The sequence below is a fragment of the Xanthomonas sacchari genome (assembly GCF_040529065.1).
GTDB classification, from domain to species: Bacteria; Pseudomonadota; Gammaproteobacteria; order Xanthomonadales; family Xanthomonadaceae; genus Xanthomonas_A; species Xanthomonas_A sacchari.
Genome location: NZ_CP132343.1, coordinates 2,316,241 through 2,341,464, shown reverse-complemented (window position 1 = coordinate 2,341,464; position 25,224 = coordinate 2,316,241). Strand labels below are relative to the sequence as shown.

At 66.7% G+C, this 25,224-nt stretch carries 16 protein-coding genes and 1 tRNA gene; 2 read left to right on the top strand and 15 right to left on the bottom strand.

The window, feature by feature from the left end; genetic code table 11:
- Positions 1-186: 186 nt before the first annotated feature.
- The 4 genes from RAB71_RS09930 to RAB71_RS09915 all read right to left on the bottom strand — a co-directional run bounded on the left by RAB71_RS09930 (position 187) and on the right by RAB71_RS09915 (position 11,603).
- Positions 187-408: a hypothetical protein gene (locus RAB71_RS09930; RefSeq protein ID WP_104609580.1), complete on the bottom strand. Its 222-nt coding sequence runs from the start codon at positions 406-408 to the stop codon at positions 187-189.
- Between the two features lie 310 nt (positions 409-718).
- Positions 719-1,177 (bottom strand): hypothetical protein, encoded by a 459-nt coding sequence (locus tag RAB71_RS09925; protein ID WP_138985733.1) that lies wholly within the window; start codon positions 1,175-1,177, stop codon positions 719-721.
- 1 nt (position 1,178) lies between these two features.
- Entirely contained in the window at positions 1,179-6,605 is a 5,427-nt protein-coding gene (locus RAB71_RS09920) for an RHS repeat-associated core domain-containing protein (RefSeq protein ID WP_158255553.1), read from the bottom strand.
- Positions 6,606-6,668: 63 nt separating this feature from the next.
- Positions 6,669-11,603: an IPT/TIG domain-containing protein gene (locus RAB71_RS09915; RefSeq protein WP_081482000.1), complete on the bottom strand. Its 4,935-nt coding sequence runs from the start codon at positions 11,601-11,603 to the stop codon at positions 6,669-6,671.
- Between the two features lie 149 nt (positions 11,604-11,752).
- Here RAB71_RS09915 and RAB71_RS09910 point away from each other — a divergent pair, with 149 nt between their 5' ends.
- Entirely contained in the window at positions 11,753-12,772 is a 1,020-nt protein-coding gene (locus tag RAB71_RS09910; RefSeq protein WP_010343886.1) for a cytochrome-c peroxidase, read from the top strand.
- Here RAB71_RS09910 and RAB71_RS09905 read toward each other — a convergent pair.
- The 7 genes from RAB71_RS09905 to pcnB all read right to left on the bottom strand — a co-directional run bounded on the left by RAB71_RS09905 (position 12,769) and on the right by pcnB (position 18,997).
- Entirely contained in the window at positions 12,769-13,188 is a 420-nt protein-coding gene (locus tag RAB71_RS09905; protein WP_138985770.1) for a hypothetical protein, read from the bottom strand. The two genes, RAB71_RS09910 and RAB71_RS09905, sit on opposite strands and share 4 nt — an antisense overlap.
- A 135-nt stretch (positions 13,189-13,323) precedes the next feature.
- A complete protein-coding gene (gene pgi, locus RAB71_RS09900) occupies positions 13,324-14,838 on the bottom strand; it encodes a glucose-6-phosphate isomerase (RefSeq protein WP_010343888.1) in 1,515 nt (504 codons plus the stop codon).
- Entirely contained in the window at positions 14,835-15,215 is a 381-nt protein-coding gene (gene panD, locus RAB71_RS09895; protein ID WP_010343889.1) for an aspartate 1-decarboxylase, read from the bottom strand. The genes pgi and panD overlap by 4 nt, the downstream gene beginning before the upstream one ends.
- A gap of 171 nt (positions 15,216-15,386) precedes the next feature.
- Positions 15,387-16,226 (bottom strand): pantoate--beta-alanine ligase, encoded by an 840-nt coding sequence (panC, locus tag RAB71_RS09890; RefSeq protein ID WP_041500112.1) that lies wholly within the window; start codon positions 16,224-16,226, stop codon positions 15,387-15,389.
- Positions 16,223-17,041: a 3-methyl-2-oxobutanoate hydroxymethyltransferase gene (panB, locus tag RAB71_RS09885; protein WP_010343892.1), complete on the bottom strand. Its 819-nt coding sequence runs from the start codon at positions 17,039-17,041 to the stop codon at positions 16,223-16,225. Before panB ends, panC begins: the two co-directional genes overlap by 4 nt.
- A 31-nt stretch (positions 17,042-17,072) precedes the next feature.
- Positions 17,073-17,582, bottom strand: a complete 510-nt coding sequence (folK, locus tag RAB71_RS09880; protein WP_041500110.1) for a 2-amino-4-hydroxy-6-hydroxymethyldihydropteridine diphosphokinase — start codon at positions 17,580-17,582, stop codon at positions 17,073-17,075.
- Entirely contained in the window at positions 17,579-18,997 is a 1,419-nt protein-coding gene (gene pcnB, locus RAB71_RS09875) for a polynucleotide adenylyltransferase PcnB (RefSeq protein WP_026143854.1), read from the bottom strand. Before pcnB ends, folK begins: the two co-directional genes overlap by 4 nt.
- Before the next feature lie 30 nt (positions 18,998-19,027).
- Between pcnB and RAB71_RS09870 the strand changes: the two genes are divergently transcribed.
- Positions 19,028-19,102, top strand: a tRNA-Glu gene (locus RAB71_RS09870).
- A 242-nt stretch (positions 19,103-19,344) separates the two neighbouring features.
- On the opposite strand, the gene folE2 is transcribed toward RAB71_RS09870, so the two are convergent.
- The 4 genes from folE2 to xylB all read right to left on the bottom strand — a co-directional run bounded on the left by folE2 (position 19,345) and on the right by xylB (position 25,068).
- Positions 19,345-20,295: a GTP cyclohydrolase FolE2 gene (gene folE2 / locus RAB71_RS09865; protein ID WP_029562225.1), complete on the bottom strand. Its 951-nt coding sequence runs from the start codon at positions 20,293-20,295 to the stop codon at positions 19,345-19,347.
- A 385-nt stretch (positions 20,296-20,680) separates the two neighbouring features.
- On the bottom strand, positions 20,681-22,108 hold the full coding sequence (locus RAB71_RS09860; protein WP_010343896.1) for a sugar porter family MFS transporter: 1,428 nt from the start codon (positions 22,106-22,108) through the stop codon (positions 20,681-20,683).
- 91 nt (positions 22,109-22,199) lie between these two features.
- The gene (gene xylA / locus RAB71_RS09855; RefSeq protein WP_041500108.1) at positions 22,200-23,540 is read right to left on the bottom strand and encodes a xylose isomerase; all 1,341 of its coding nucleotides are present in this window, start codon (positions 23,538-23,540) and stop codon (positions 22,200-22,202) included.
- A gap of 34 nt (positions 23,541-23,574) precedes the next feature.
- Positions 23,575-25,068 carry a xylulokinase gene (xylB, locus tag RAB71_RS09850; RefSeq protein ID WP_010343898.1) on the bottom strand — a complete coding sequence of 498 codons (1,494 nt, stop codon included), beginning with the start codon at positions 25,066-25,068 and terminating at the stop codon, positions 23,575-23,577.
- Between the last annotated feature and the right edge of the window lie 156 nt (positions 25,069-25,224).

The window sequence follows — 25,224 nt, the reverse complement described above, 5'->3', positions numbered from 1 at the left end:
AGCGCGTCGCCCAGGAGGCGGGCAAGTCCATCGGCCTCACGACGCAGATCTTGCTAGTCGATGCGAAGCCCGGTCAGGATCGGGTTGACGGTGCCGCCCTGGGACTTCTGCACCGCGTCCAGCCCATCGTACAGATGGTTGATCGTCCACCCGCCTTCGGTCTTGCTCACTCTTCGGCCAAGTGAGTCATAGCCGAAGCTGGCGATGCTCGCCGTCCCTGTTTGATCTCGACCATTGGTCGCGTGCGTTCCAGACGTAGGTGCGCACGCCGTCGGAGACCAGGTTCCCGTTGGCGTCGTAGCTGAGCGCCTGTCCATCGGCCTGGGTTTGCCGATTGTTGTCGTCGAAGCTGCCGCTGCGGGCCGCCGGCAGCGCCTGCGGGGCGAAGCTGCCATGCCCAAAAGTCAATCGTTATATCAAGCCATCGACATCACTTGCGCCCTGCTATGTATTCATCATTAACTATTTCGAACGCATCAAAATCACCGAGGACCGCTGCCTCGAGCATCCAGCGCCTACCATTGACAGAATCACCTCGCTCGCCGTTCCCTGCTTGAGGTCGCAATCGTTCTAGACGCAGGTACCTAAGCCATTGGACCAAGTTGCCATTGGTGTCGTAACAGAGCGCCAGCCGCCCCGGCGTGGATCTTGAACTGTTGTCATCAGAGATAACACGGAGACGCCGCAAGATGCGTCTACAAGATGAAACTATCGGTTCTTATGATGCAGCTCTTAGGCGACAGTTGGCAACCACATTCTTCCATAGCTCGGAAGACAGCAATGAGGCATCAAGATTGATTACACACTTATTTTCACCAAATGAAAATGCATAAATTTGCTCAAAAATATTCTCGGAAAACAAACTCTCATAACCGTTAAAAGCACCATCATACATCAATAAAGAAAATTTACATGGACCAGCATTAAACATCCTTGTAAACCCATCACTGATTGCCAGCATTACTTCCTCCTTAGAATCTACTACATTATCTATGAGCAATACTCCATTAGGCCAATCATCATCAATCATGCAGTACTCACTAGATTTCCCGACAAAGCTATTTTGATCCTTTAACTTGACATAGGCCGCATTCAGGTCATCCCCATCAAAAACCCCATAGCAAATTACTGACATACCATCACTACCATACACGGAAATAAATTCAAAAAAATCCACACTACCTCTCCAAAATTATCTTAAGTTGATTTGCATCTGGAATAAATGACGAGATAACCTTACCTTCAAGTGGACCATCTTTTGCCACCACAATTACAACATCATGGCCACCCACGTTACCAAGAAATGCTCTACCTTGGGTAGCGCCGATCTTCCAATCAGCAGTATGTGTTGGATTTTCCAAAATAGGCCTAGCGATATTTTTAAATGCATCAACTCTAGACTGAAGTGAACCTACATTCGGTATTACCACTCCCTCAAGATGACGAATTGCGTGTCCACCCCCACCTCTCATACCTGACATAGCAGTATCTGCCAGTCCAGAAGCAAAACCTATTGCCTTCTTTGAGACTTTTCTACCAATCGCACCATAGCCACCTCCAGGCAAAGCCATCCCCACCAGCAGGAGACCCACAGAGGCGGCTTTTTCGCCACGACCAACACATGGATCTAGCAATGTCTTACCGGTGTCATAAATATCATAAATGCTCAACCCAATTTCAATGAGCCCCCAAACAACGGGAATCAAGCACATTGGACAGTTACCGGAAGGGTCCCGATAGCTCAAGGGATCACCATTCACATAAGCATATGGATTCACTCCTCCAGCCAGTCCAATCGAATCCTCACTCAAGAAGCGTCCAACGCTGGAGGAGTAGTAACGTGCACGGTAGTAATAAAGCCCACTCGCATCCCTCTCCCGCCCCGTGTACTGATACGGGTTGGTGGTCCCTGCGCTGGCTTGACTGGTCTGTCCGTAAGGGGTGTAGTCGTAGCGCTGGATCAAGGAACCGCTGGCATTGGTAAGTGCACGCGTGCTGCCAAGCGCATCGCTCAGGAAATACGCACGTCCGCTGGCTTCGTTCCGCGCATAGCGCTCGTCGATGCCCAGCCCGGTCAGGATCGGGTTGACGGCGCCACCCTGGGTTTCTTGCACCGCGTCCAGCCCATCGTACAGATAGCTGATCGTCTGTCCGCCTTCGGTCTTGCTTACTCTTCGGCCCAGCGGGTCGTAGCCGAAGCTGGCGATGCTTGCCGTTCCCTGTTTGATCTCGACCAATTGGTCGCGTGCGTTCCAGACGTAGGTGCGCACGCCGTCGGAGACCAGGTTCCCGTTGGCGTCGTAGCTGAGCGCCTGTCCATCGGCCTGGGTTTGCCGGTTGTTGTCGTCGAAGCTGCCGCTGCGGGCCGCCGGCAGCGCCTGCGGGGCAAAGCTGCCGGTCTGCGCCACCAGGCGGCCGACCTGGTCGTAGCCGTAGCCGATCTCGCCCAGGGCCGTGCCGTCCGGCTTGAGCCAGGCGATGCCAGTGTTCTGGTTGGCGGTGTTGTAGGCATACCCGGTCTTGACGCCGTTGGGCAGCGTGGTCTCGGTGAGGCGATCGGCGGCGTCGTAATCGAACGCCACGGTCTCGCTCCCCTGCAGCAGGCCGCGCAAGCGGTCGACGTCGTCGTAGCGGTATTCCAGTGCCGCCTGGTTGGCCGCGATCATCTTGGTACGGCGGCCCGCGGCGTCGTATTCGTAGACGATGTTGCCTTGCGGTGTGATGGCCTTGATGACCTGGTCGAACAGGTCGTATTCCCAGCTCAGGGTTCCCGCTGCCGAATCGACCAGCGCGACACGGCGGTTGCCGGCGTCGTAAGTGAAGGTCTGGGTACGCCCGTCGGCCTCGGTGACCACCGACAGGCGCCCGAGCACGTCGTAGGTGAAGGTCTTTTTCTGGCTCTTGCGATCGGTGTAGCTGGCGACACGGTCCATGGTGTCGTAGGTCCAGGTCTCGGACTGGCCCAGCGCGTCGGTACGGGTCAGCGGACGGTTGCGCTCGTCGTAGGTATAGGTGATGCCGTTGCCGTGCGGCAACAGGACCGCCACGACGTTGCCGTTCTTGTCGTAGCCGAATTCGGTCACATTGCCGGCGGCGTCGTAGGCCTTGCTGACACGGCCAAGCGCGTCGTATTCCTGGCGCGTGGCGTTGCCCAGGTCGTCGCGGCTGCCGGTTACCCTGCCGAGGCTGTCGTACTGGAAGCGGGTGCTGCGCCCCAACGGATCGACCATGCCGGCCAGATCGTAGCCAGCGTACTGGAAGGCGATCGTCTGGCCGATCGCATTGGTCGCGCTCAACGGCAGGCCCGCGCCATCGCAGGCGAAGCGCGCCGTGCGGCCGCCAGGATCGGTGACCGCGGTCAGGCAGCGGTTGGCGCCGTAGTCCAGGCGCGTGACCCGCCCGAGCGGATCCGTCGCCGATTGCAGGTCGCCGTCACTGGTGTAGCTGAGGCTGGACACGCGCGCCTGTGTGGTGCCCGCCAGCAGCGTGACCTGCAGCGGTCGCCCGCCCGCGTCGTAGCGATACTCGGTGCGACGGCCGAGCGGGTCGATACTGGCGGTGACCTGCCCGTAGACGTTGCGCTCAAAACTGTACGTCTGTTGCTTGTCGGTGCCGTAGGCCAGGATGTCGGTCTTCGGGTAGGCACTGTTGCCGTCGAACACGACGCGGCGCTTGCTGCCGTCGGGACTGGTGACGAGCACGCCGGTACTGCCGACGTCGACATGCGCATAGTCGATGACGAAGACGCCGCCGTCGGCCTGGGTCTGCTTGATTACCCTGCCCGTGGAAACACCGTTGACAACCTCGAACTCGTTGAGCAGAACGCGCTTGCCGCGGGCGTCGGTGATGGACTGCATCCGGTGCTGCGCCAGCGCGTTGTTCTGGGTCCTGGTCTGATACGCGTATGTCTTGCTGCCGCCATCCGGATATCCCACCGTGGCGAGCAAGCCATTGCTGTCGTAGGCATAGGTCCAGCGGTTGCCGGCGTTGTCGGTCGCCGCTGCAACGCGATTGCGGGTGTCGTACTCCAGACCAATGTAGCGCCCGCTGGGCGAGACGATGCGCGCGACCAAGCCGGCATCGTAGAGCAGCGTGGTGCGGTTGCCATAGCGGTCTTCCAGCCAGCGCAGGCGGGTGTCCATGTAGCTGGAGAACTGCATGCGGCTGCCGTCGCGCAGGGTGATGCGGAAGCCGCGGCCCCACGGCTGCAACGGGTCCGAATCGTAGACCGACTGCAGCACGGCGCCCGCATACTGTGTGGTCGAACCGGCTTGGCGCCACTCGCCACGCGGGCCGGAACCGGAGGCCCGATCGAAGCGGATATAGGCGCCGGTCGGCAGCACCAGATCGAGCGAATCGTAGGTGCCGCCCGGATTGTGGAGATAGTAGCCCCAGTTGGACGCGGTGCCGATGCCGAACTCACGCTGCTTCATGTCGTGGGGACGGTAGCTGCGCGAGAGGCTCAGCGCCGTCACGTCCGCGATCTGCAGGTCGGTTTCCGAATGAACAAATTCGCCGGTCTTCAGGTCGATGGGATCGGCCGCATTGGCGACGCCGCCGCTGCCGGGGGTGCCGCAACAATGCCCATCCGGCGGCAACCCGGCCTCGCTGGGCGGGTCGTTGCTGGGCACGCTGTACATGCCGCCCATGGTCTGGTGCAAGGCCACGCCAGGCTCGGGAACGAAATGCTTGCCGTCGGCCGAAACGGTGCCCTTGCCGTAGACGCGCCAGCCATCGCGCGGGTCGTACATCCAGAAATTGGCCTGGGTACCCGCGGCGTAGCCGTCGTAGTTGGGGTAGTAGACCTGGATGCCGTTGTTGGCGCCGGGGTCGAGTCCGCGGATCTGCGCGCCGCCCGGCTCGACCGTGAACGCCATCGGATGGTTTTCGGTGACCGGGAACGGCGCCCGATTGACCGGCGTCGGCACGATCGCCAGTTCGGTCACCAGGCGGCCCTTGCGGTCCAGCACGACGGTGCCCTTGGGAATGCGCAATTGCAGGCCGGGAATATCCGGGTGGCCAACGACCATGTCCTGGACGGTCGGCGACGGGATCCGGATCTTGTCGCGCGCTGCGATGCGTGGCAGATGCAGCAGATAGCCGAGTTCGTTCAATCGGCCGGCGGCGACTTCGGTGCCGACGACGAATTGACCGTATTCGGCGCCGGCCGTGTTGGCCGTGCTGCCGTCGACGTAGAGTTCCTGGTGCCCCGCCGGCACATCGAACAGGGTGAACCAGCCGTTCTTGTCGGTAAGCGCGCGCTCCTTGCCGATGCTGACCTCGACCCCGGCCACGGGTTGTTGGTCCACCCGCACCACACGCCCGCGCACCATCGTCACGTGGAAGGTCGCGGCGATCCGCGCAATGCGGGCGTTGTGTTCCGGCTGTTGCGAGGCGCCATAGATGCGCCAGCGGCTGTCGGTATTGTCCTGTCCCGGGTACCAGACGCCGTCCACCAACAGGCCGTGCGCGCGGCACGGCACACCGTCATTGGCACAGGAGGCCGACGTGCCTGCACCAGTCATCTGCACGCTGGGTGCAGCGCCTGCTTGTGTCGGCGTGGTCATTGCATGCGCCACCGGATTTCCGTTGCTGTCGTAGGCGGTGGTGCGGAAATCCAGGGCGATCAGCGGAACGGCATCGCCCGATGCGGCACGCGCGCCCTCGACCATCAAGGTATAATGGGAATCCGGGAACAAGGCCTGACGCGGCTGCACGAACAGCAGACGGCCCTGCTCCACCGGCGCGATGCGCACCGCGACGCGTCCCTCCGGACCGACCAGGGTGACGGTGCGCGCGGACAACGTGGGCATGTGCAGCGGACGCGAGAAGCGCAACGCGAGCCGCGCGGTCGGCGCAACGCCCGCTGCCCCCTGCACCGGCACGCTGCCGGCGAGCCGCGGCGCGCCTGGCTGCTCCGCGATGCTGGCCGGATACGGAAGAAACGCCCCCGCGAGCGGATCGAACACCGCATCGCTGGTGATGCGCTGGGCGCTTCGAGACGCCGGCAACGCCACACGGCCATCAGCAAGCAGGCGCGAGCTTGCGTTGCCGCCACCCGGCAGATCCGCAGGCAGGGTGATCGCCCGATCGCTGGCTTCGTCCCACACCTGCGCGCCGGCGCCATCGCCGGTGCCGCCGGCCAGCAGGAGGCGACCATCGGTCAGTACCGTGGCGGTGTGTCCATAGCGCGCGCGCAGGCTCAGTCCCGTCGCGGGCTGCACGGAAAGGCTCGTGGGATCGAACCACGCGCCGCCGTCCTGCAGTCGGCCCCTGGCATCGCGCCCTCCCCAGACCAGCACGCGCCCGCTCGGCAGCAAGGTGACGCTGGCGTCGATGCGCGCCGATGGCAGCGCGATCTCGCGCGCACGCCGACCGGGCACGCGATGGCGCAGGAAACGCCCGTCGGGCGCCAGCGCCAACTCGCTGCCATCGGCCAATGCGGTCGTATGCCACTGCCCGATCACTGCAGGGACAGCGCCAACGCCGACAGCCGGCATGGCCGCCGTCGACCAGACCAGCTGTTGGGAGGCGGCCGTCGACGCCAGCGCGCCCAGTACCCCACCCAGGATCACGCTTTTCCATGCGCTGTTGAACCACGTCATATGCTCGCTCCGCTCCATGCCTGCCGCCGATCTGCGTCCGTTCGTTGAAATCGCGTCGGTGTTCTAGGGCGTACTGTCCAAAGTGATGTCCATCGCCGCAGTGACGCCGTCCTCGGGCACGATCCGCAATCGATAGGTGCCGCTCGTCGGGAGCGCCGGGAAGCTCAGGTCGCTGCTGCCGGCGCTGGCGCTGAGCGATCTGTACGACTGTCCGTCAGGCCGATACAGCGCATAGGTCACCGACCGTCCGACCGGCGTGGTCGTCTGATTGACCACCCGCAGCAGCACGCCCTGCCCTGCCGTGCCGCTGAAGGACAGCGTGGCAGTCTTGCCGTGCCTGTCCAGGGCGATCGATTGCGGGACATCCCACGCCAAGGTGCCAACGACGGTGCTGGATACCGAGGCGGTCAGAGCGAAACTCTGGTCTTCCGACGAAGGAACGACCACGACGCCGTAGCGTCCGGCTTGCGCGGCATCGATGGAGAATCCGCAGCCGTAGGTACGGAAGCAATTCGTGTTGGAGAAGACCTTGCTGCCATCCGGACGATAGAACGTCGCATAGACCCAAGCGTAGCCGTTGCCTGATAGTGCGATCTGATCGAGTCCGAAATCGAGCTTCTGCCCGGCCTGCGCATCGAACCAGAAGAAAATGCCCGCGCCAGGCGGACCCGCAGCGAACGTGCGACTGCTGTCCACGGCCACTGACGTGCCGGTGGACAAGGCGACCGTGGTGTCGATCGTCTGCCCATACTGCGGATCGACCACCACGCTGTACTGGCCGGTCGTCGGCAGGCTGCCCAGGCCGATCGCAGTACCGGTACGCGTCGATCCGGACGTGAGCAGGGTGCCATTCGGCTGGTAGACGCTGTAATAGCTGGTGCCATCCGCGGGCGTGGTCGCCTGGTTCTGCACCAGCACGGCGAGTTTGTCGCCCGCCTGCCCCTGGAAGCTCAACCGGGCGTTCTGCCCGCGTCTGGCGACGGAGACGGCCAGCGGCGTGTCGCGCTGCAGGTTCAAGGCGAGATCGCTGGAAAGCGTCACGTCGTACGTTGCTGCCTGCTCCTCTTCTTGAGTGATCAGTACTGCGTACTTGCCTGCAGCGAGGTTGACGAGATCGAAATCGCAGCCGCCGCGCTCCACGTCGCAGTATCCGCTCGCCAGCGTGCTGCCATCCGCCTTGTAGACGGACGCAACGACGCGCTGCCACCCTGAGCCCACGATCTGGATGCCGCTGATGCCCAGTCCCAGGTTCTGGCCCTGACTGGCGATGAAGGAGAAGTGCTTGTATTGCGCCGGCAAGCGTGTCACCACATGCGACGGAGGGCCATCGATCGGCAGCGAGATTCCGGAGGAAAGGGTGATGTCCGATTCCAGGGGACTTCCGGTCCTGCTCTCGACCTGGATTGCATACTCGCCAGACGTCGGGATACTGATCAGATTGATGGCATCGCCCACCTTGATAGTCGCCGCCTTCCAGACAGCACCATCCGGCCGTAGCACGCGATATACCACATCACGACCGGAGGGTAGTGTCGTCTGCGCCGCGACCAGCAGCATCAACGACTCGCCCGCCTGCGCCTGGAAGCGGAGCCGCGCATTCTGCCCATACCGGGCCAGCGCCAGATGCAAGGGCTGATCGCGGGTCAGCTGATCCAGCAATTCGGACGACAGCACGGCGCGGAACTGGATCGTCTGGCTCGCCGAGGCCGGTGTCGCCACCACGCTGTAGCGTCCCGCCAAGGTGTTCCTCAGCGGCAACGAACAGCCATCCTGGACGTAGCAGCTGCCGCTGTACAAGGTCGTACCGTTCGGGCTGTAGACGGCGATATTGAAGTAATTGCCCGAACTCACCGCAATGTCGGTGATCCCCAGCCCCAGATTCTGGCCGGCCTGGGTGTCGATGGAGAAATGTACGCCCTGGCCTGCAGGCGTCTGATAGCTGCCACCTGCGCCGTCCAGTTCGACATTGCCGTCCTGGCCCGTGGAGAGTTTCAAGCGTGCCGACCACAACGCGCCGCCCGCCGGATCGACGAACACCCGATAGCTTCCCGTCTCAGGGAGATTGGGCATGGCCAGAATGACATTGCCGCTGGCCGTCACGTTCTTCCACAACGCGCCGTTCGGCCGATACACCGCATAGACCACGTCGCGGCCTGCCGGCCTGGTCGCGACGTCGGCGGCGAGCAAGGCCAGGCTCTCGCCGGCGGTCCCGGTGAACGTCAGGCGCGCATTCTGGGCATAGCGCGAGATGTCCACGGAACTCGACGCATCTTTCTGCAGGAAGCCAGTGACCTCTGTGGACAGAGTCGCCTTGAACGCGATGCTCTGGGAGCCCGATTGCGGACTCACGGTCACACCATAGTTGCCCGCGGTGAGGTTGAGCAGATTGAAGGCGCAGCCACTGGCGGCGTAGCAGGTCGCGGTCGTGAGCGTGGAGCCGTTGGGATTGGCGATCTTGACGTTGACATAGGTCCCGCTGCTCAGGTTCAGATCGCCGATGCCCAATCCCAGATTCTGCGAGGCCGCTGCGCTGAAACTGAAGAACACGCTTTGACCGGCGGCGCCGCTGTACACGCCGCTGCTGCCATCCAGTTGCAGCCCGCCCGCGCTCCCGGTGGTCACCAGCACCTTGGCGGACATGGTGGCGCCATTGCGCGGATCGACGAACAGTCGGTAAGCCCCGGCGACAGGTGTGTTCATCGTCAGGGTGCCCGAACCGGAGACCGCCATCGACGACAAGGCCGTGCCATCAGGCTGGTACACCCGGTAGTAGACCGTGCCGTTCGCCGGAGTCGTGGTCTGCTCCGACACCTGCACTGCCAGTGCGTCGCCGGCACCCGCCTGGAACGACAGCACTGCGTTCTGCCCGCGCCGGCCGATGCTGACCTGGCTGACCGCATCCCGCGTCAAGGAAAGCGCCAGGTCGGTGGACAGGGTCGCCTTGAAGCGCATCGTCTGCGTCGTCGTGGCAGGAGCGACCAGGACTCCGTAACGACCCGCCGCCAGTTGCGGCAGATTCACATCACATCCGTCATTGGCCACCTCGCAGGCGGCACCGGCCATCGGCGCGCCTGCAGGGCCATAGATAGTGAGGTTGAGCGGGCCGCTTTCGTTGGACTGCAGCTCGCTGATGCCGAGTCCCAGGCTCTGCCCGGCGGTCGCGGAGAAAGTGAAGTACACGCTGTCGCCCGGCAATTGCGTGGCGAATGCGCTGGTGGCGTCATCGAGCCCACCACCGCCACTACCCACGTTTCCAGTGCTGAGCCGCATCTGCAACCGCACGGTTTCTCCGAACCCGGGATCCACCAGTACCTGATAGGTGCCGCTTGTCTTCGCCGTCACATAGGTGGTGCCTGCTGCGCGCACCGCCATCGAGGCAACACTGGTGCCATCAGGCGCGTAAACGCGGTAGTACACATCACGGCCAGCGGGCACGGTTGTCTGGGCGGCTACCTGCAACGCAAAGGCATCGCCGGCCACGGCACCGAACGACAGACGCAGGTTCTGTCCTCGACGCGACGTTTCGGCCAGCACGTCCTGGTCCTTCGGCAATGCCTGCAATAGATCCGAGGACAGCCACAGATTCAGACGCAGGGTGCGTGCACCGCTGGTGCCGGGCGTCAGCAACACCTGATACACGCCGGTCCTGGGCGCGGCGATGTTGAGTGCGCAGCCGTTGTTGGCCTGGTTGCAGTACTGATAGCCCAGATTGACGCCGTCGGCGTCGAACACCTGCACCAAGGCGGTTCCCCAGCCGCTGCCGGCCGGCGTCTGCTCGGCCACCGCCAGGCCCAGCCTGCTTCCGGCCTGGGCAAGAAAGGTGTAGCGCTTCGATTGCGCGGCGAGCGACGTGGCAACGCTGGTTTCGGCGCCGTCCAACGCAAGCACTCCGGCATGCTCCACTGCCATCTTCCAACTGGCGGAAGAGGTGCTCGGTGTAAGCAGCAACAGATAGGTGCCGCCCACCTTCAATCGCGGCAGATGCAGGGTGGGCTGGTTCGCATTCACCAGTCCACTGGCAATCTCCACGTTATCGGTGCCGAACACCAGGTAGTTCAACGTCGTGGACCCCAGCGACTGGAACTGAGCGCTGAGGTAATCACCGGCCATGCCGGTGAACAGGACCGCGGCAGACCCACCCGCGTTGGCGACCGCCACGTCGACGGCGGCGGCATCCAGGGTTAGGCGCGTGACGCTGGCGATGCCGACGGACGACACACTGCTCGGCACCACCAGCACATCCTGGCTGCTCGTGGCGCTGCCGTAAGGCGTGGTGACGGTCACCGGACCGCTGCCGCTCCTGCCCGGCACCGGAAAGACCAGGCGCGTGCCGGTGGCGCTCGAGAGCACCGCGGTCTTGCGATCCAGCTTCGCCGTGGTCTGCCCGGCGACCGGCGCCAGGTTCTGCCCATCGACGGTGATCGCCGTACCTGCGCTGGCGATCAACGGCGATACGCCCGTAATGGTCGGCTGACGCAGGTTGGCATCGACCAGGAACTGCTGCGCACTGCTTGCGCTCTGCCCGGCCACGGCCACGGAGATCGGACCGGTACTGGCAGTGGCAGGCACCAGGACCGTCAACTCGCGTGCGCTGGCGGCCAGCACCGTCGCTGCCTGTCCATTGAAGGTCACGCTGTTGGCAGACGCAGCGGTGGAAAATCCCTGCCCCTGGATCCGCACGCGATCGCCCGCCGCACCGCGCGCCGGACTGAAGCCCAGCACTGCCAAGGTTCCGCTGGAGACGCGTTCGACAGCGACGATATTGCCCATCGTGTCGTAGCGATAGCGGGCACTGGCACCGGCATCGTTGCTCACGGCGACCAGACGCCCCTGCGCGTCGTAAACGTAGGACGTGGCGCCAGACGTGCAGGCCAGAAGGGTCAGCAACAAGGCCGCCACCGTTCTGCCCACGATGCGCCGCCAACCCTGCGCGGGCGCATGCGCCGCCCGCTTCAGCAAACCCACGACCGAGCCCATCCCTGCGCCGCGACGTTCCATGCTCTCATCCCTGAAGGCTGGCCACGATAGCCGGCTGTCCGTATGCTGACCTTGCGTCGTGCATTCAGCCTGGATATAGATATCCGACAGTGGGGACAGGAGTCAACAGCGTCATGCCAAGGAACTGGCGTCATTACATTGTCATCTGCATGCGTCTGTGGTCGGCCACCCTCGTTCTGGTGCTGACCGGGTGTGGCGGTGGCCAGCACGACACAGCGGCGGCGCGCATCACGCTTGGCCAGGCCCTGTTCCATGACACGCGGCTCAGCGCGGACGGCAAGACCAGTTGCGCAAGCTGCCATCGCGCCGAGTTGGCCTATACCGATGGTGCCGCAGTGTCCACCGGGACAGGCGGCCAGCACGGCACACGCAACGCGCCCAGCCTGCTCGACAGCCGCTTCATGACGCACTTTTTCTGGGATGGGCGCGCAGCGACGCTGGAAGACGCGGTCCTGCAACCATTGACCAACCCACGCGAGATGGGCCTGCCCGATCGGCAAGCCGTGCTGGCCCACCTCGCCCGCGACCCGCGCTACGCGCCGCTGTTGCGTGCAGCCGCCGGCGAAGACGGCAGCGACATCCAGGTCGTGGCCGCCGCGCTCGCCGCCTACATCCGCGCGTTGCCCGCACCGCCGACGCGCTACGAAACTTACCGGACGACGCGTGGCGCGCAAGCTTCGCTGAGCGAGGACGAACGCGAGGGATTGGTACTGTTTTCCGGCAAGGCCGGCTGCATCGATTGCCACAAGCTGGATGGCACGCCCGCGACCACAAGCGATCAGCGCTTCCATCACGCCGGCATCGGTTTCAATCAGGTCGCCGGCAACGTCGCCGCGCTGCTCGACGTGCTCGAGCGGCAAAACCGCGAAGGCAGGAGCCTAGGCGACTCCATCCTCTCGGACGTGCGCGTGGCGGAACTGGGCCGTTTTGCGGTGACGCGCGCGCCCCAGGATCTGGGCGCCTTCCGCACCCCGTCGCTACGGACGGTGGCCGATACCGCGCCGTACATGCACGACGGCAGCATCGCCGATCTGCCGGCGGCGGTGGAACACGAGGTCTACTATCGCAACCTCGCCCGCAATCGGCCGATCAGCCTGACCGCAGAGGAGAAGCACAAGCTGGTGCTGTTCCTGCAGGCGCTGTCCAGCACGGACGCCGCGCCGCGCTAGGAGCCCGTGCGCGGCGCACCTTTCGCCGGCTCCATCACGTCGACGTCCTGCTGCGAGGCGAGCTTGCCATCAAGCGTTACCTCAAGCATGTAACGCCCCGGCTGCCAGCCGGCCGCGTTGTCGAAACGCAGCGACTGGACCTGATCGGAGCGGGTCATGGCACGCTCCACCAACCCGACCTGACGACCATCGCGCAGGTCAAGCAAGCGCGCTTTCAGCACGTGTCCCTGGGCAGTGCCGCGCAGGGCGACGGTGGCCAGGATCGGCGCATCGCTGGTCTGCGGCACGGGCCTTCCGTCGCGCATTGCACCGATCCGGACCTCGACGACGTGCAGCGGTTCCGCTACCTCGCCCGAATTGCGCTCCGGCGCTTGCCGCTGGCACGCCCCCAAGCACACCAGCGCCGGCAGCAACATCCAACACACCATCCTTTTCGCGTTCATCATCCCTGTTTCCTCCCTGATCGGCGATCGCCATTGCGATACACGCGCGCAGACCGCATCGTTCCTCGCGGACGCACGGGAGCGAATGCCCCGTGCGCTTCGCTTCGCTCAGCCCTGCAACCGCGCCAGCACCGCGCGCGTCACCGGGTCGGCGATCTCGGTGGACTGGCCCTGCAGCGCCGGCAGCAACTGGCTCGCCAGCTGCTTGCCCAGTTCCACGCCGAACTGGTCGAAGGCGTTGATGCCCCAGACCACCGACTGCACGTACACGCTGTGCTCGTACATCGCGATCAGCGCGCCCAGCGCCTGCGGGGTCAGCGCGTCGAGCAGGATCAGCGTGCTCGGGCGGCCGCCCGGGTAGTCGCGGGCCGGATCGTCGCTGCCCTGCCCGTTCGCCAGCGCTTCGGTCTGCGCCAGCAGGTTGGCCAGCAGCGCCTGGTGGTTGACGGTGTACGGGTCGTCGTTGCGGATGCAGCCGATGAAGTCGGCCGGCACGATGCTGGTGCCCTGGTGCAGCGCCTGGAAGAAGCTGTGCTGCACGTCGGTGCCGGCGCCGCCCCACCACACCGGCACGGTGTCGGCCTCGACCGGGCTGCCGTCCAGGCGCACGCGCTTGCCCAGGCTCTCCATCACCAGCTGCTGCAGGTAGGCCGGCAGCAGCGCCAGGCGCTGGTCGTAGGTCATCACCGCCTGCGTCGCGTAGCCGAGCAGGTTGCGGTTCCACAGCGTGGTCAGGCCATGCAGCACGGCCACGTTGCGCTCCAGCGGCGCGGTCAAGGCGTGTTCGTCGAACTGCGCGCCGCCTTCAAGCAACTGCTCGAAGGCGTCGGCGCCGATCGCCAGCGCGATTGGGAAGCCCACCGCCGACCACAGCGAATAGCGGCCGCCGACCCAGTCCCACATCGGCAGCACGCGGCCGGCGGCGATGTCGAAGGCCTTGGCGGCGCGCTCGGGGTTGGCGCTGACCGCGTACAGGCGCTCGCTGCCGCCCAGCCAGTCGCGCAGGATCTGGCCGTTGAGCAGGGTTTCCTGGGTGCCGAAGGTCTTGGAGATCAGCACGCCGGCGGTACGCGCCGGATCCAGCGTGGCCAGGGTGCGCTGCATCGCCGCGCCGTCCACGTTGGAGACGAAGTGCACGCGGAAGCGCGCGCCGGTGACCGGACGCAGCGCGTCGGCGACCAGGCGCGGGCCGAGATCGGAGCCGCCGATGCCGACGCTGACGATGTCGGTGACATCGGTCTGCGCCAGGGCGTCGATCAGCGCGCGCATGCGCTGCTGCACCTCGCGCGCGCTGGCGTGGGCCTGGCTGGCCACCGGCGCGTCGGTGAGGTCGCCGCGCAGCGCGGTATGCAGCGCGGCGCGGCCTTCGGTGACGTTGACCGTCTCGCCGCGGAACAGGCGCTGGAAGGCGCCGGCCAGGTCGTGGTCGGCGGCCAGCGCCAGCAGCGCGTCGAGCGCGGCGCGGTCGTACTTCTGCCGCGCGAAATTGAAGTACAGCGGTCCGACCTGCAGCGCCAACGTCTCGGCACGGCCGGGTTCGGCCGCCAGCAGGTCGGGAAGGCGCGCCCCGCGCAAGCGCTGGGCGTGGGAATGCAGTGCGTCGAAACCGGTGGACTGTGTCATGCGGCCTGCTTTGGGATGGTGGTGTTGGTGTGGGTGATCTGGTTGTTGCCGTCCACGTAGACCAGGGTCGGCTGGAAGCGCGCGGCTTCCTCTTCGCTCATGCCGGCGAAGGCGGCGATGATGATCAGGTCGCCGACCTGCACGTGGCGCGCGGCGCCGCCGTTGAGCGAGATGATGCCGCTGCCCTCTTCGGCGCAGATCGCGTAGGTGCTGAAACGCGCGCCGTTGGTCACGTCCCAGATATGCACCTGCTCGAACTCGCGGATGCCGGTCGCCTCCAGCAGCAGCCCGTCGATGGCGATCGAGCCTTCGTAGTTCAGCTCGGAATGGGTGACGGTGGCGCGGTGGATCTTGGTCTTCAACAGGCTCAGTTGCATGGGGCGGGACTGCGGTCAGGAAAGAAGCGCAGTTTAGCAGCCGAGGGTTAGGTGGCGGTGGTGAGGGGCGGCCTCAGACCGTCGTAGGAGCGGCTTCAGCCGCGACAGGCGTTCACGGGGAAGCCCGGTCGCGGCTGAAGCCGCTCCTACGACGACGGCGACCTACCGCGCTCAGAATTCCAGGTTGTCGATCAGCCGGGTGCGGCCCAGGCGCGCGGCGATCAGCGCCACGCGCGGGCCGGTGGCGTCCTGCGGCTCGCTCAGGTCGGGCGTCCGCAGCACGCTGTAGTCGACCTCGAAGCCGGCCGCCTGCAGCTGCGCGGTCGCCTCCGCCTCCACCTGCGCGCGTGGGCGCCCAGCCAGGTGACCGTCGCGCATCGCCCGCAGGGTGCGATGGATCTGCGCCGCGCGCGGCCGCTCCTCCGCCGACAGGTACTGGTTGCGCGAGCTCATCGCCAGGCCGTCGGCCTCGCGCACGATGCTGCCGCCGAGGATCTCGATCGGGAACGCCAGGTCGGCGACCATCTGCCGGATCACCGCCAGTTGCTGGTAGTCCTTCTTGCCGAACGCCGCCAGGTCCGGCTGCACCTGGTTGAACAGGCGCGCGACCACGGTGCAGACGCCGTCGAAATGGCCGGGCCGGCAGGCGCCTTCCAGCACCTCGCTGACGCCCGGGGTGTGCATGCGCAGCGCCAGCTCCACGCCCAGCGGATACATGCTCTCCACCGTTGGCAGCCACAGCACGTCGCAGCCGGCGCCTTCCAGGCCACTGGTGTCTGCCTCGGGCGTGCGCGGATAGCGGGTGAAATCCTCGTTCGGACCGAACTGGGTCGGATTGACGAAGACGCTGGAAACCACGCGGTCGGCGTACTGCCGCGCCAGCATCACCAGCGAGAAATGCCCGGCGTGCAGGTTGCCCATGGTCGGCACGAAGGCCACGCGCAGGCCCTGCCGCTTCCAGCCGGAGACGGTGGCGCGCAGTCGTGCCAGGTCGGTGATGGTCTCGATCATTTGGCGTAGGCGTGTTCGGCGTCGGGGAAGGTGCCGGCGCGGACCGCGTCGGCGTAGGCGCGGGCGGCCCCGGCGATGGAACCGCCCTCGGCCAGGAAATCCTTGACGAAGCGCGGGCGGCGGTGGCCGCTGTCCAGGCCGAGGAAGTCGTGCATCACCAGCACCTGGCCGTCGCAGTCGGGGCCGGCGCCGATGCCGATGGTGGGGATGTCGATCTCGGCGGTGATCCGCGCGGCCAGCGGCGACGGCACGCATTCCAGCACCAGCAGCGCGGCGCCGGCTGCGGCGACCGCCTTGGCGTCGGCGAGCAGTTTGGCCGCGGCGGCCTCTTCGCGGCCCTGGATCTTGTAGCCGCCGAAGGTCAGCACCGACTGCGGGGTCAGGCCCAGGTGCGAGCACACCGGGATGTCGCGTTCGCTGAGGAAGCGGATCACCTCCAGCTTGTGCCCAGCGCCCTCCAGCTTGACCATCTCCGCACCGGCCTGCAGCAGCCGGGTCGACGCGTCCAGCGCACGCTCAGGGGTGGCATCGGACTGGAACGGCAGGTCGGCCACCAGCAGCGCCCGCTGCAGCACCCGCGCCACCGCGGCGGTGTGATAGACGATGTCGTCCACGCTCACCGGCAGGGTCGAGTCGTGGCCCTGCACCACCATGCCCAGCGAATCGCCGATCAGGATCAGGTCCACCCCGTTGGCGTCGAAGGTCCGCGCGAAGCCGGCGTCGTAGGCGGTCAGCATCACCAGCTTCTGCTGGCGGCGCTTGGCCTCGGCCAGGGCGGGAACGGTCCAGGGCTTGCTGTCGGCGTGGCTGCTCATAAGCTCATGTGCGGCGGTAATGAGCCGAGCATTATCTACCGATTGGCGCGATCCCGCCGGTTTCGATGCGGTCGCGTACGTCACGCACCGTTCCATGCCCCGGAATCACCACGTCGGCGGCGATCTCGGCCAACGGCAGCAGCACGAAGGCGCGCTGGTGCAGATACGGATGCGGCACCTGCAGCCCGGGCAGGTCGATCGTCGCCTGCGCGTACAGCAGCAGGTCCAGGTCCAGGGTGCGCGGGCCCCAGCGTTCGCCAGGCAGGCGCTGGCGGCCGTGGCGGTGTTCCAGGTCCAGCAGCGCCTGCAACAGATCCGGCGCCGGCAGCGCGGTGCTCACCAGCGCCGCGGCGTTGATGAAGTCCGGCTGGTCCTCGCGGCCCCAGGCCGGGCTGCGGTACAGCTGCGAGGCGCGCAGCAGGCGGGTCTGCGGCAGCGTGTCGAGCGCGGCCATGGCCGCGCGCAGGGTCGCCGCGGCGTCGCCGAGGTTGCCGCCCAGGCCGATGCAGGCCTGGACCGGCGCCGGTGTCGCGGCGCTCACTCGACGGGCGTGGCGGCGTCCGGACGGCGGCGCCGGCGCCGGCGGCGCTTGGGGGTCTCTTCGCTGTCGGCCGGCGGCGCGAACGCCAGTTCGTCGCCGGCGTAGTCCACCTCCGGGTCGAAGCCGCGGGGCGGCGGCGCGTAGCCGGGCTGCTGCTGCAGTTCGCGCCAGTAGGCGATGTCGGCCGCATGCTCGTCCGACGCGGACTGGCGCACGATCAGGAAATCGAACGCAGCGCGGAAGCGCGGATGCGACAGCGTGCGCACTACCCGCTTGCGCTGGCGCGAGGTGAAGCGCGACTGCAGCAGCCAGATCTCCTGCATCGGCAGCGAGAAACGCCGCGGCAGCGCCACGGTGCTGAGTTGGTGCAAGGTCACCCGGTCGGCGGCGCGGCGTTGCGCCTCCTCCATCTGCATGCCCTGTTTCTGCAGGGTCATCAACGCGCGGCAGTAGGCCGGCCACAGCAGCAGCGCGAACAGGAACGCCGGCGACACCGGCTCGTCGTTGGCGACGCGGTTGTCGGTGTTGCGCAGGCCTTCGATCAGCATCCGCCGCAGCGCGCCGCTGCGGTTGGAGCGCAGCGCCGCCGCGCTCTCCGGGAACAGCGCGGCGAGCAGACCGTGCCGCTCCAGGCCCTCGAAGCTGGCCACGCCATGGCCGGACAGGAACAGCTTGAGCACTTCCTCGAACAGCCGCGCCGGCGCGGCCTCGGCCAGCAGCCCGGCCAGGCGCGGGATCGGCTCGGCGGTACCGGCCTCGATCTCGAAATCGAGCTTGGCCGCCAGGCGCACCGCGCGCAGCATGCGCACCGGGTCCTCGCGATAGCGCTGCTCCGGGTCGCCGATCAGCTTCATCAGCCGCGCCTGCACGTCCTCGAAGCCGCCGACGTAGTCGCGCACCGAGAAGTCCTCGATGGCGTAGTACAGGGCGTTGCAGGTGAAGTCGCGGCGCACCGCATCGTCCTCGATGCTGCCGTAGACGTTGTCGCGGACCAGGCGGCCGTTGTCCACTTCGCGGTCGCCGCTGCCGTCGTCGACGTTGGCGCGGAAGGTGGCCACCTCGATGATCTCGCGGCCGTAGACCACGTGCGCCAGGCGGAAGCGGCGGCCGATCAGGCGGCAGTTGCGGAACAACTGCTTGACCTGCTCGGGCGTGGCGTCGGTGGCGACGTCGAAATCCTTGGGCTGGACCTGGACCAGCAGGTCGCGGACCGCGCCGCCGACCAGGTAGGCGCCGAAGCCGGCCTCGCGCAGGCGGTACAGCACGCGCAGGGCGTTGGGGCTGATGTCCTTGCGCGAGATGGGGTGCTGATCGCGCGGGATCGCGCGCAGGGTGAATGGCGATGGAACTGGCGGATTGATGATGGCGCTTCCGTATCGGGTTGCGGGATTGCCGAAGGGCGGCGAGACCCATATACTAGCGCGCTGCAATCGACGCGACCAAACGCTCCCTTCGTCTAGTGGTTAGGACGTGGCCCTCTCAAGGCTAAAACAGGGGTTCGAGTCCCCTAGGGAGCGCCATCCTCGCCTCGCCTGCAGCGCGACACAGCAAAAACCCCGCCTTGGCGGGGTTTTTTGCGTTCTGGGGCCGGCCGGCCCGACGTGCCTCACTCCTGATTGGGCGGGCGTCGATCGCCCTCGGCCAGACGGCTGCAGACGCCGGCACGCCCATCCAAGCCTACCCGGAACGCCGAGGCTGCCCGGGCGACGTGCGCGATCCGGTCGGCATCGGTGCGCACTTGCCGACCACCCGCAGCTCGCGGTCAGGCCTGCGCCAAGTCAGGGGCGGCCTCCCCGGCCATGACGGCCACCGGCGCCGATGCAGTCTCCGCCACCGCGTCGTGCGCATGCAGGCTTTCCAGATGCCGCACCTGCACCTGCACGTCGGCGTAGCGTGTGCCCAGCGCCTGTTGCAGGCGCCGCGCGGCGTCCTCCACGTACATCAGGTTCTCGCCGTTGCGGCGCGCGAACGCCTGTTCGTCGGCGCGGCGCACCGCCGCCTGCACCGGCGTGGCCAGGGCCTGCTCGGCCAGCACGATCACTCCCTCGGCGTCGAAACGCACCGCGCGGGCCGACACGCCGACCCGCACCGAGGCCACGCTGCGCTGGCTATGCGGGGTGGCATGGCTGCCGTGCCGGAGCAGCCAGTCCGCGACCGCCTCGCGCGGGACCGAGGCCTGGTCCACGTGCTGCTGCACGAAAGCCTCGCTGAGCAGTTGCCGCGCCAGCGCCGCCGAGCATGGACAGGTCGAGGAATATAACAACTCCACGCCCAGCCCCAGGCGGACCACGCCGCCGCGCAACTCGGCGTCGATCCGCAGCGGATACGCCCGCCAGCCGGCCAGCCCCACACTGCGCAGCGCCGGGCTGCGACGCAGCAGCTCCAGGCGCAGCGACACCCGCGCCGCGGTCGAGGCGCAATCGGCATGGCTGTGCACCATCGCCCGCAGCAACTGCGACAGGCGCGACGGCGACAACGGCTGCTGCGCGCTCTCGTCGAGGAGGCGGTACAGCCGCGACATATGAATGCCCTTGACCTGCGCCGACGGCAGGTCGACGGCGAGCGCGGCCTGCGCCGGCACGGGTGCCGCAGGCGCGCCCTCGCCCATTTCCAGACTGATCGGCAGCGCGATGCCGTCCATGCCCACCCAGTTCAGGGGAGCGGCGATCTGCGACGGTTCGTCGGCGGCGACATCGGGCAATGGCGAGGGGATCTGCAGGTTCATCGGATCGGCGGGAGCGGCAAGGGAGCGAGGGAGGGCAAGCAAGGCAAAGTGACAATTGTTATAAAATAACACAACAAGCGCGTGCCGATGGGACCGCCCTTCGCAGACATAAGGAATCAATGAATGCCTATGGGCTGCGCGGACCTGCTCGCAAGGATTCGCCTGGACCCTCGTCCGCCCCTGCGGGGCACCTTCCCCAAGAAGGGGGCCATGGCCCCGGTGGGAGAAGGGAGAGGCCAAAGCCCCTCTCCCACCGGGAGAGGGGTTGGGGTGAGGGTACGGCACGCGCAGCGCCGCCACCGATCCGGCAATGCCTTCAGCCGCTCACTACAGACACCTCGATCCGGACACGGCACGCGCGTGCGCATCGGCCTCAGCCCTGCATCTGCTCCAGTTCCTTGCCCTTGGTCTCGTACACGTAGCGCAGCACGAAGAACACCGACAGGAACGCAGCGACGGTGTAGATGCCGTAGGCACCGGCCAGGCCGATGCTGCCGAGCAGGATCGGGAAGGTCACGGTGATGGCGAAGTTGGACATCCACTGCGCCGCGCCGGCCACGGCCAGGCCGGAGCCGCGGATCTGGTTGGGGAACATCTCGCCCAGCATCACCCACATCACCGGGCCCCAGGACATGTTGAAGAAGACCACGTAGACATTGGCCGCGATCAGCGCTAGCCGGCCCATGCCCGGCGACAGCGCCAGCTTGCCGGCCGCATCCAGCGAGGCGCTGGCGAAGGCGATGGTGACCAGCGCCAGCGACACCGCCATGCCGGCCGAGCCGATCCACAGCAGCGGCTTGCGCCCGATCCGGTCGATCAGCACCACCGTGACCAGGCAGGCGCCGATGCTCAACGCGCCGGACAGCACGTTGATCAACAGCGCATCGCTCTCGGAGAAGCCCACCGCCTGCCACAGCACCGCGCCGTAGTAGAACACCACGTTGATGCCGACCAGTTGCTGGAAGGTGGCCAGGCCGATGCCGATCCACACGATCGGGCGGACCTTGCCGGTGACCTTGCTGACCAGGTCGGACAGCCGCGGCTTGTGCTGGTCGGCAGAGAGCGAGGCGGAGATTTCGGTCAGCTTGGTCTGCGCGGTGCCGGCGCCGTACAGCCGGGTCAGCACCGCCAGCGCCTGCTCGCGGCGGCCCTTCACCACCAGGAAGCGCGGGCTCTCCGGAATCGCCAGCAACAGCAGCAGGAACGCGGTGGACGGCAGCGCCTGCATCCAGAACATCCAGCGCCAGGCCGGCTGCCCCAGCCACAGCGCCTCGGTGGACGCGCCGGCCGCCTTGGCCAGCAGATAGTTGCTGAGGAAGGCGCAGAACAGGCCGCCGATGATGGCGATCTGCTGCACCGTGGCCAGGCGCCCGCGGTAGCGCGCCGAGGCGACCTCGGCGATGTAGGCCGGCGACATCACGCTGGCTGCGCCCACCGCGAAACCGCCCATCATCCGCGCCAGCACGAACACCACCGAGTTGTGCGCCGCGCCGGCGCCCAGCGCCGACAGCAGGAACAGCGCCGCCGAGACGATCAGCACCGTGCGCCGGCCCCAGCGATCGGCGAGCGAACCGGCCAGGAACGCGCCGAACGCGCAGCCCAGCAGCATCGAGGCGACTTCGAAGCCAGTGCCGGCGGAACTGGACTGGAAGGTCTGCTTGAGGCCATCGACAGTACCGTTGATGACCCCGCTGTCGAAGCCGAACAGGAAGCCGCCGATGGTGGCGACGCAGCTGATCAGGATGATGAGGCGGGTGTTCTCGCCGGCGTCGGCGTGGCGATCGATCGGAACACTGGACATGGGTTCACCTGGTGGCGTGCAAGAGGAAGACGGCCGGCGCGCGGGAAGGAGCGTGCGCAGCGGCGGCACCGGGCCGCCGCCGCGCACCGGTTCAGCGCAGCAGGTACTGGTTGATCAGGTTCTCGTAGGCTTCCTGGCGGCCGCTGCGCTGGGTCGGCTCGCCGGCCTGCGCGGCGTGCGCGGCCAGGTCGGCCAGCGTGCTCCTGCCAGCGGCGAAGGCCGCACCGGCACCGCTGTCGAAGCTGGCGTAGCGCTCGCGGCGCCACTGCTCCAGCGGCGAGGCGGTGAGCAGCGCGTGGGCGACTTCCAGGCCGCGCGCGAACGCGTCCATGCCGCCGATGTGGGCGATGAACAGGTCCTGCGGATCGGACGACTCGCGGCGCACCTTGGCGTCGAAGTTAAGTCCGCCCGGGGCCAGCCCGCCCTGCCGCAGCACCACCAGCATCGCGCCCACCGTGTCGTACAGGTCGACCGGGAACTGGTCGGTGTCCCAGCCGTTCTGCGGATTGCCGCGGTTGGCGTCGATGCTGCCGAGCAGGCCGGCGTCGCTGGCCACCTGCAGGTCGTGTTCGAAGCTGTGCCCGGACAGGGTGGCGTGGTTGGCCTCGATGTTGAGCTTGAAGTCCTGGTCCAGGCCGTGCTGGCGCAGGAAGCCGACCACGGTGGCGCTGTCGAAGTCGTACTGGTGCTTCATCGGCTCCATCGGCTTGGGCTCGATCAGGAAATTGCCCTTGAAGCCGATGCTGCGCCCGTAGTCGCGGGCCAGGGTCAAAAACCGCGCCAGGTGCTCCTGCTCGCGTCGCATCTGCGTGTTGTGCAAGCAGGCGTAGCCTTCGCGGCCGCCCCAGAACACGTAGTTCTCGCCGCCCAGTTCCACCGTCGCTTCCAGCGCGGCCTTGACCTGCACCGCCGCGCGCGCAACCACGTCGAAGTCCGGGTTGGTCGCCGCACCGTTCATGTAACGCGGATGCGAGAACAGGTTGGCGGTGCCCCACAGCAACTTGACCCCGGTGTCGGCCTGACGCTGCCTGGCGATGCCGACCATGTGCTTGAGGTTCTTCTCGTACTGGCCGACATCCTCCGCGTCCGGCGCCAGATCGACGTCGTGGAAGCAGTAGTACGGCACGCCGAGCTTGGTGAAGAACTCGAACGCGGCATCGGCCTTGGCCTCGGCGCGGCCCAGCGCATCGCTGCCGGCGTCCCAGGGATAGGCGCGGGTGCCGGGGCCGAACGGATCGGCGCCGTTGCCGCAGAAGCTGTGCCAGTAGGCCACGGCGAAGCGCAGGTGCTCGGCCATGGTCTTGTCGCCGATGCGCTTGCCGGCGTCGTAGACCTTGAACGCCAGCGGATTGTCCGAGGCCTTGCCTTCGAACGGGATGCGGCCGATGCCCGGGAAAAACTCCTTGGCGCCGGTGTAGACGGAAGTGCTCATCACGAAGTCCTAGTGCGTTGCGGGGGAAAGGGAATCACGCGGCGTACAGCGGGCCGATGGCCTGCAGATGCCGCTGGAAGCTCTGGTAGTGCGCCTGGTACTGCGCACCGCGTTGCGCATCCGGCTGCGCGGACCGCGCCGGGTCGTCCTGCTGGTGCTGCAGCACCACCTCGGCCAGGCTGGCGCGCTCGCCCTGCGCCCAGGCGTCGGCCCACAGCGCCTGCAGCGCGGCGCCGAATGCCGCGCCCTCGGCCTGCGCCGGCACGTGCACCGGCAGCCCGAACAGGTCGGCGACGAGCTGGCGCCAGCCGGCGCTGTTGCTGCCGCCGCCGGTGAGGGAGATGGCATCGAACTGCAGCCCGGCGTCGACGAAGGCGTCGAAACCGTTGCGCAGGCTGTAGCTGGCGCCCTCCATCGCCGCGCGATAGAAATGCGCCGGCGTGGTGTTGTGCAGGTCCATGCCGGTCAGGCAGCCGCGCGCGGCCGGCAGGTTCGGGGTGCGTTCGCCGTTGAAGAACGGCAGCAGGACCAGTCCATCCGCACCGGGCGCGGTGGCGGCGAGCAAGGCCTCGCCCTGCCCGGTCTTGATGCCGAACAGGCGCGCGATGGTCTCGGTGGCCACCGTGCAGTTCATGGTGCAGATCAGTGGCAGCCAACCGCCGCTGGAAGAGCAGAATGCGGCCCAGCGTGCGTCCGGGTCCACCACCGGGCGCTCTGCGTAGGCGAACAGCGTGCCGGAGGTACCCAGGCTCATGCTCAGGCGTCCCGGCACCACGTTGCCGGTGCCGATCGCCGCCATCATGTTGTCGCCGCCGCCGGTGGCCACGCGCACCTCGCGCGGCAGACCCAAGGTCTGCGCCGCGGCGGCGGAGAGAAGGAAACTGGTCTCGGTCGGCACCAGCGGCGGCAGCGCCGCGGCCAGGTCGCGCTGCGGATCGATCGCCTGCAGCAGCGGCGCCGACCATTGCCGGGTGCGCACGTCCAGCCAGCCGCTGCCGGAGGCATCGCCGACTTCGGCGTAGCGCTCGCCGGTGAGCCAGAAGTTGACGTAGTCGTGCGGCAGCAGCACCGTCGTCATCGCCGCGTAGGCATCGGGACGATGCTTGCGCGTCCACGGCAGCTTGGAGGCGGTGTAGCCGGCCAGGATCGGATTGCCAGCCAGTTCCACGCAGCGCTGCGCGCCGCCGACCGCGTCCATGATCTCCTCGCACTCGCGCTGGGTGCTGGTGTCGCACCACAGCTTCACCGGCGCGGTGACCTGGCCCTGCGCATCCAGCGGCACGAAGCCGTGCTGCTGCCCGGACACCGCGATGGCCCGCACCTGCGCCCGCTGTTCGGCGCTGAGTGCGGCGAAACAGGCGACGATGCCGTCGATCCACCACTGCGCCTGCTGCTCGCGGGTGCCGTCGTCGCGGCTGATCAGCTCCAGCGCGTGGCCGTGGGTGGCCACCACCTGCCGGCTGTCGGCATCGTAGGCGAGCAGCTTGACGCTCTGCGTGCCCACGTCCAGGCCGATGTACAGACTCATTGCGCTACCCGCCACATCGTGCACACACCCAGTTCCATCATCGCTCCAGGAGAAAGGCCGGCGTGCGGGGACCGCCCGCCGTGACGCCGAGTGTAGTGCGCACTGCACGCATCACGCAGCGGCGCATGATGACGTTGCGCGTCGCGCGCTGCCAGG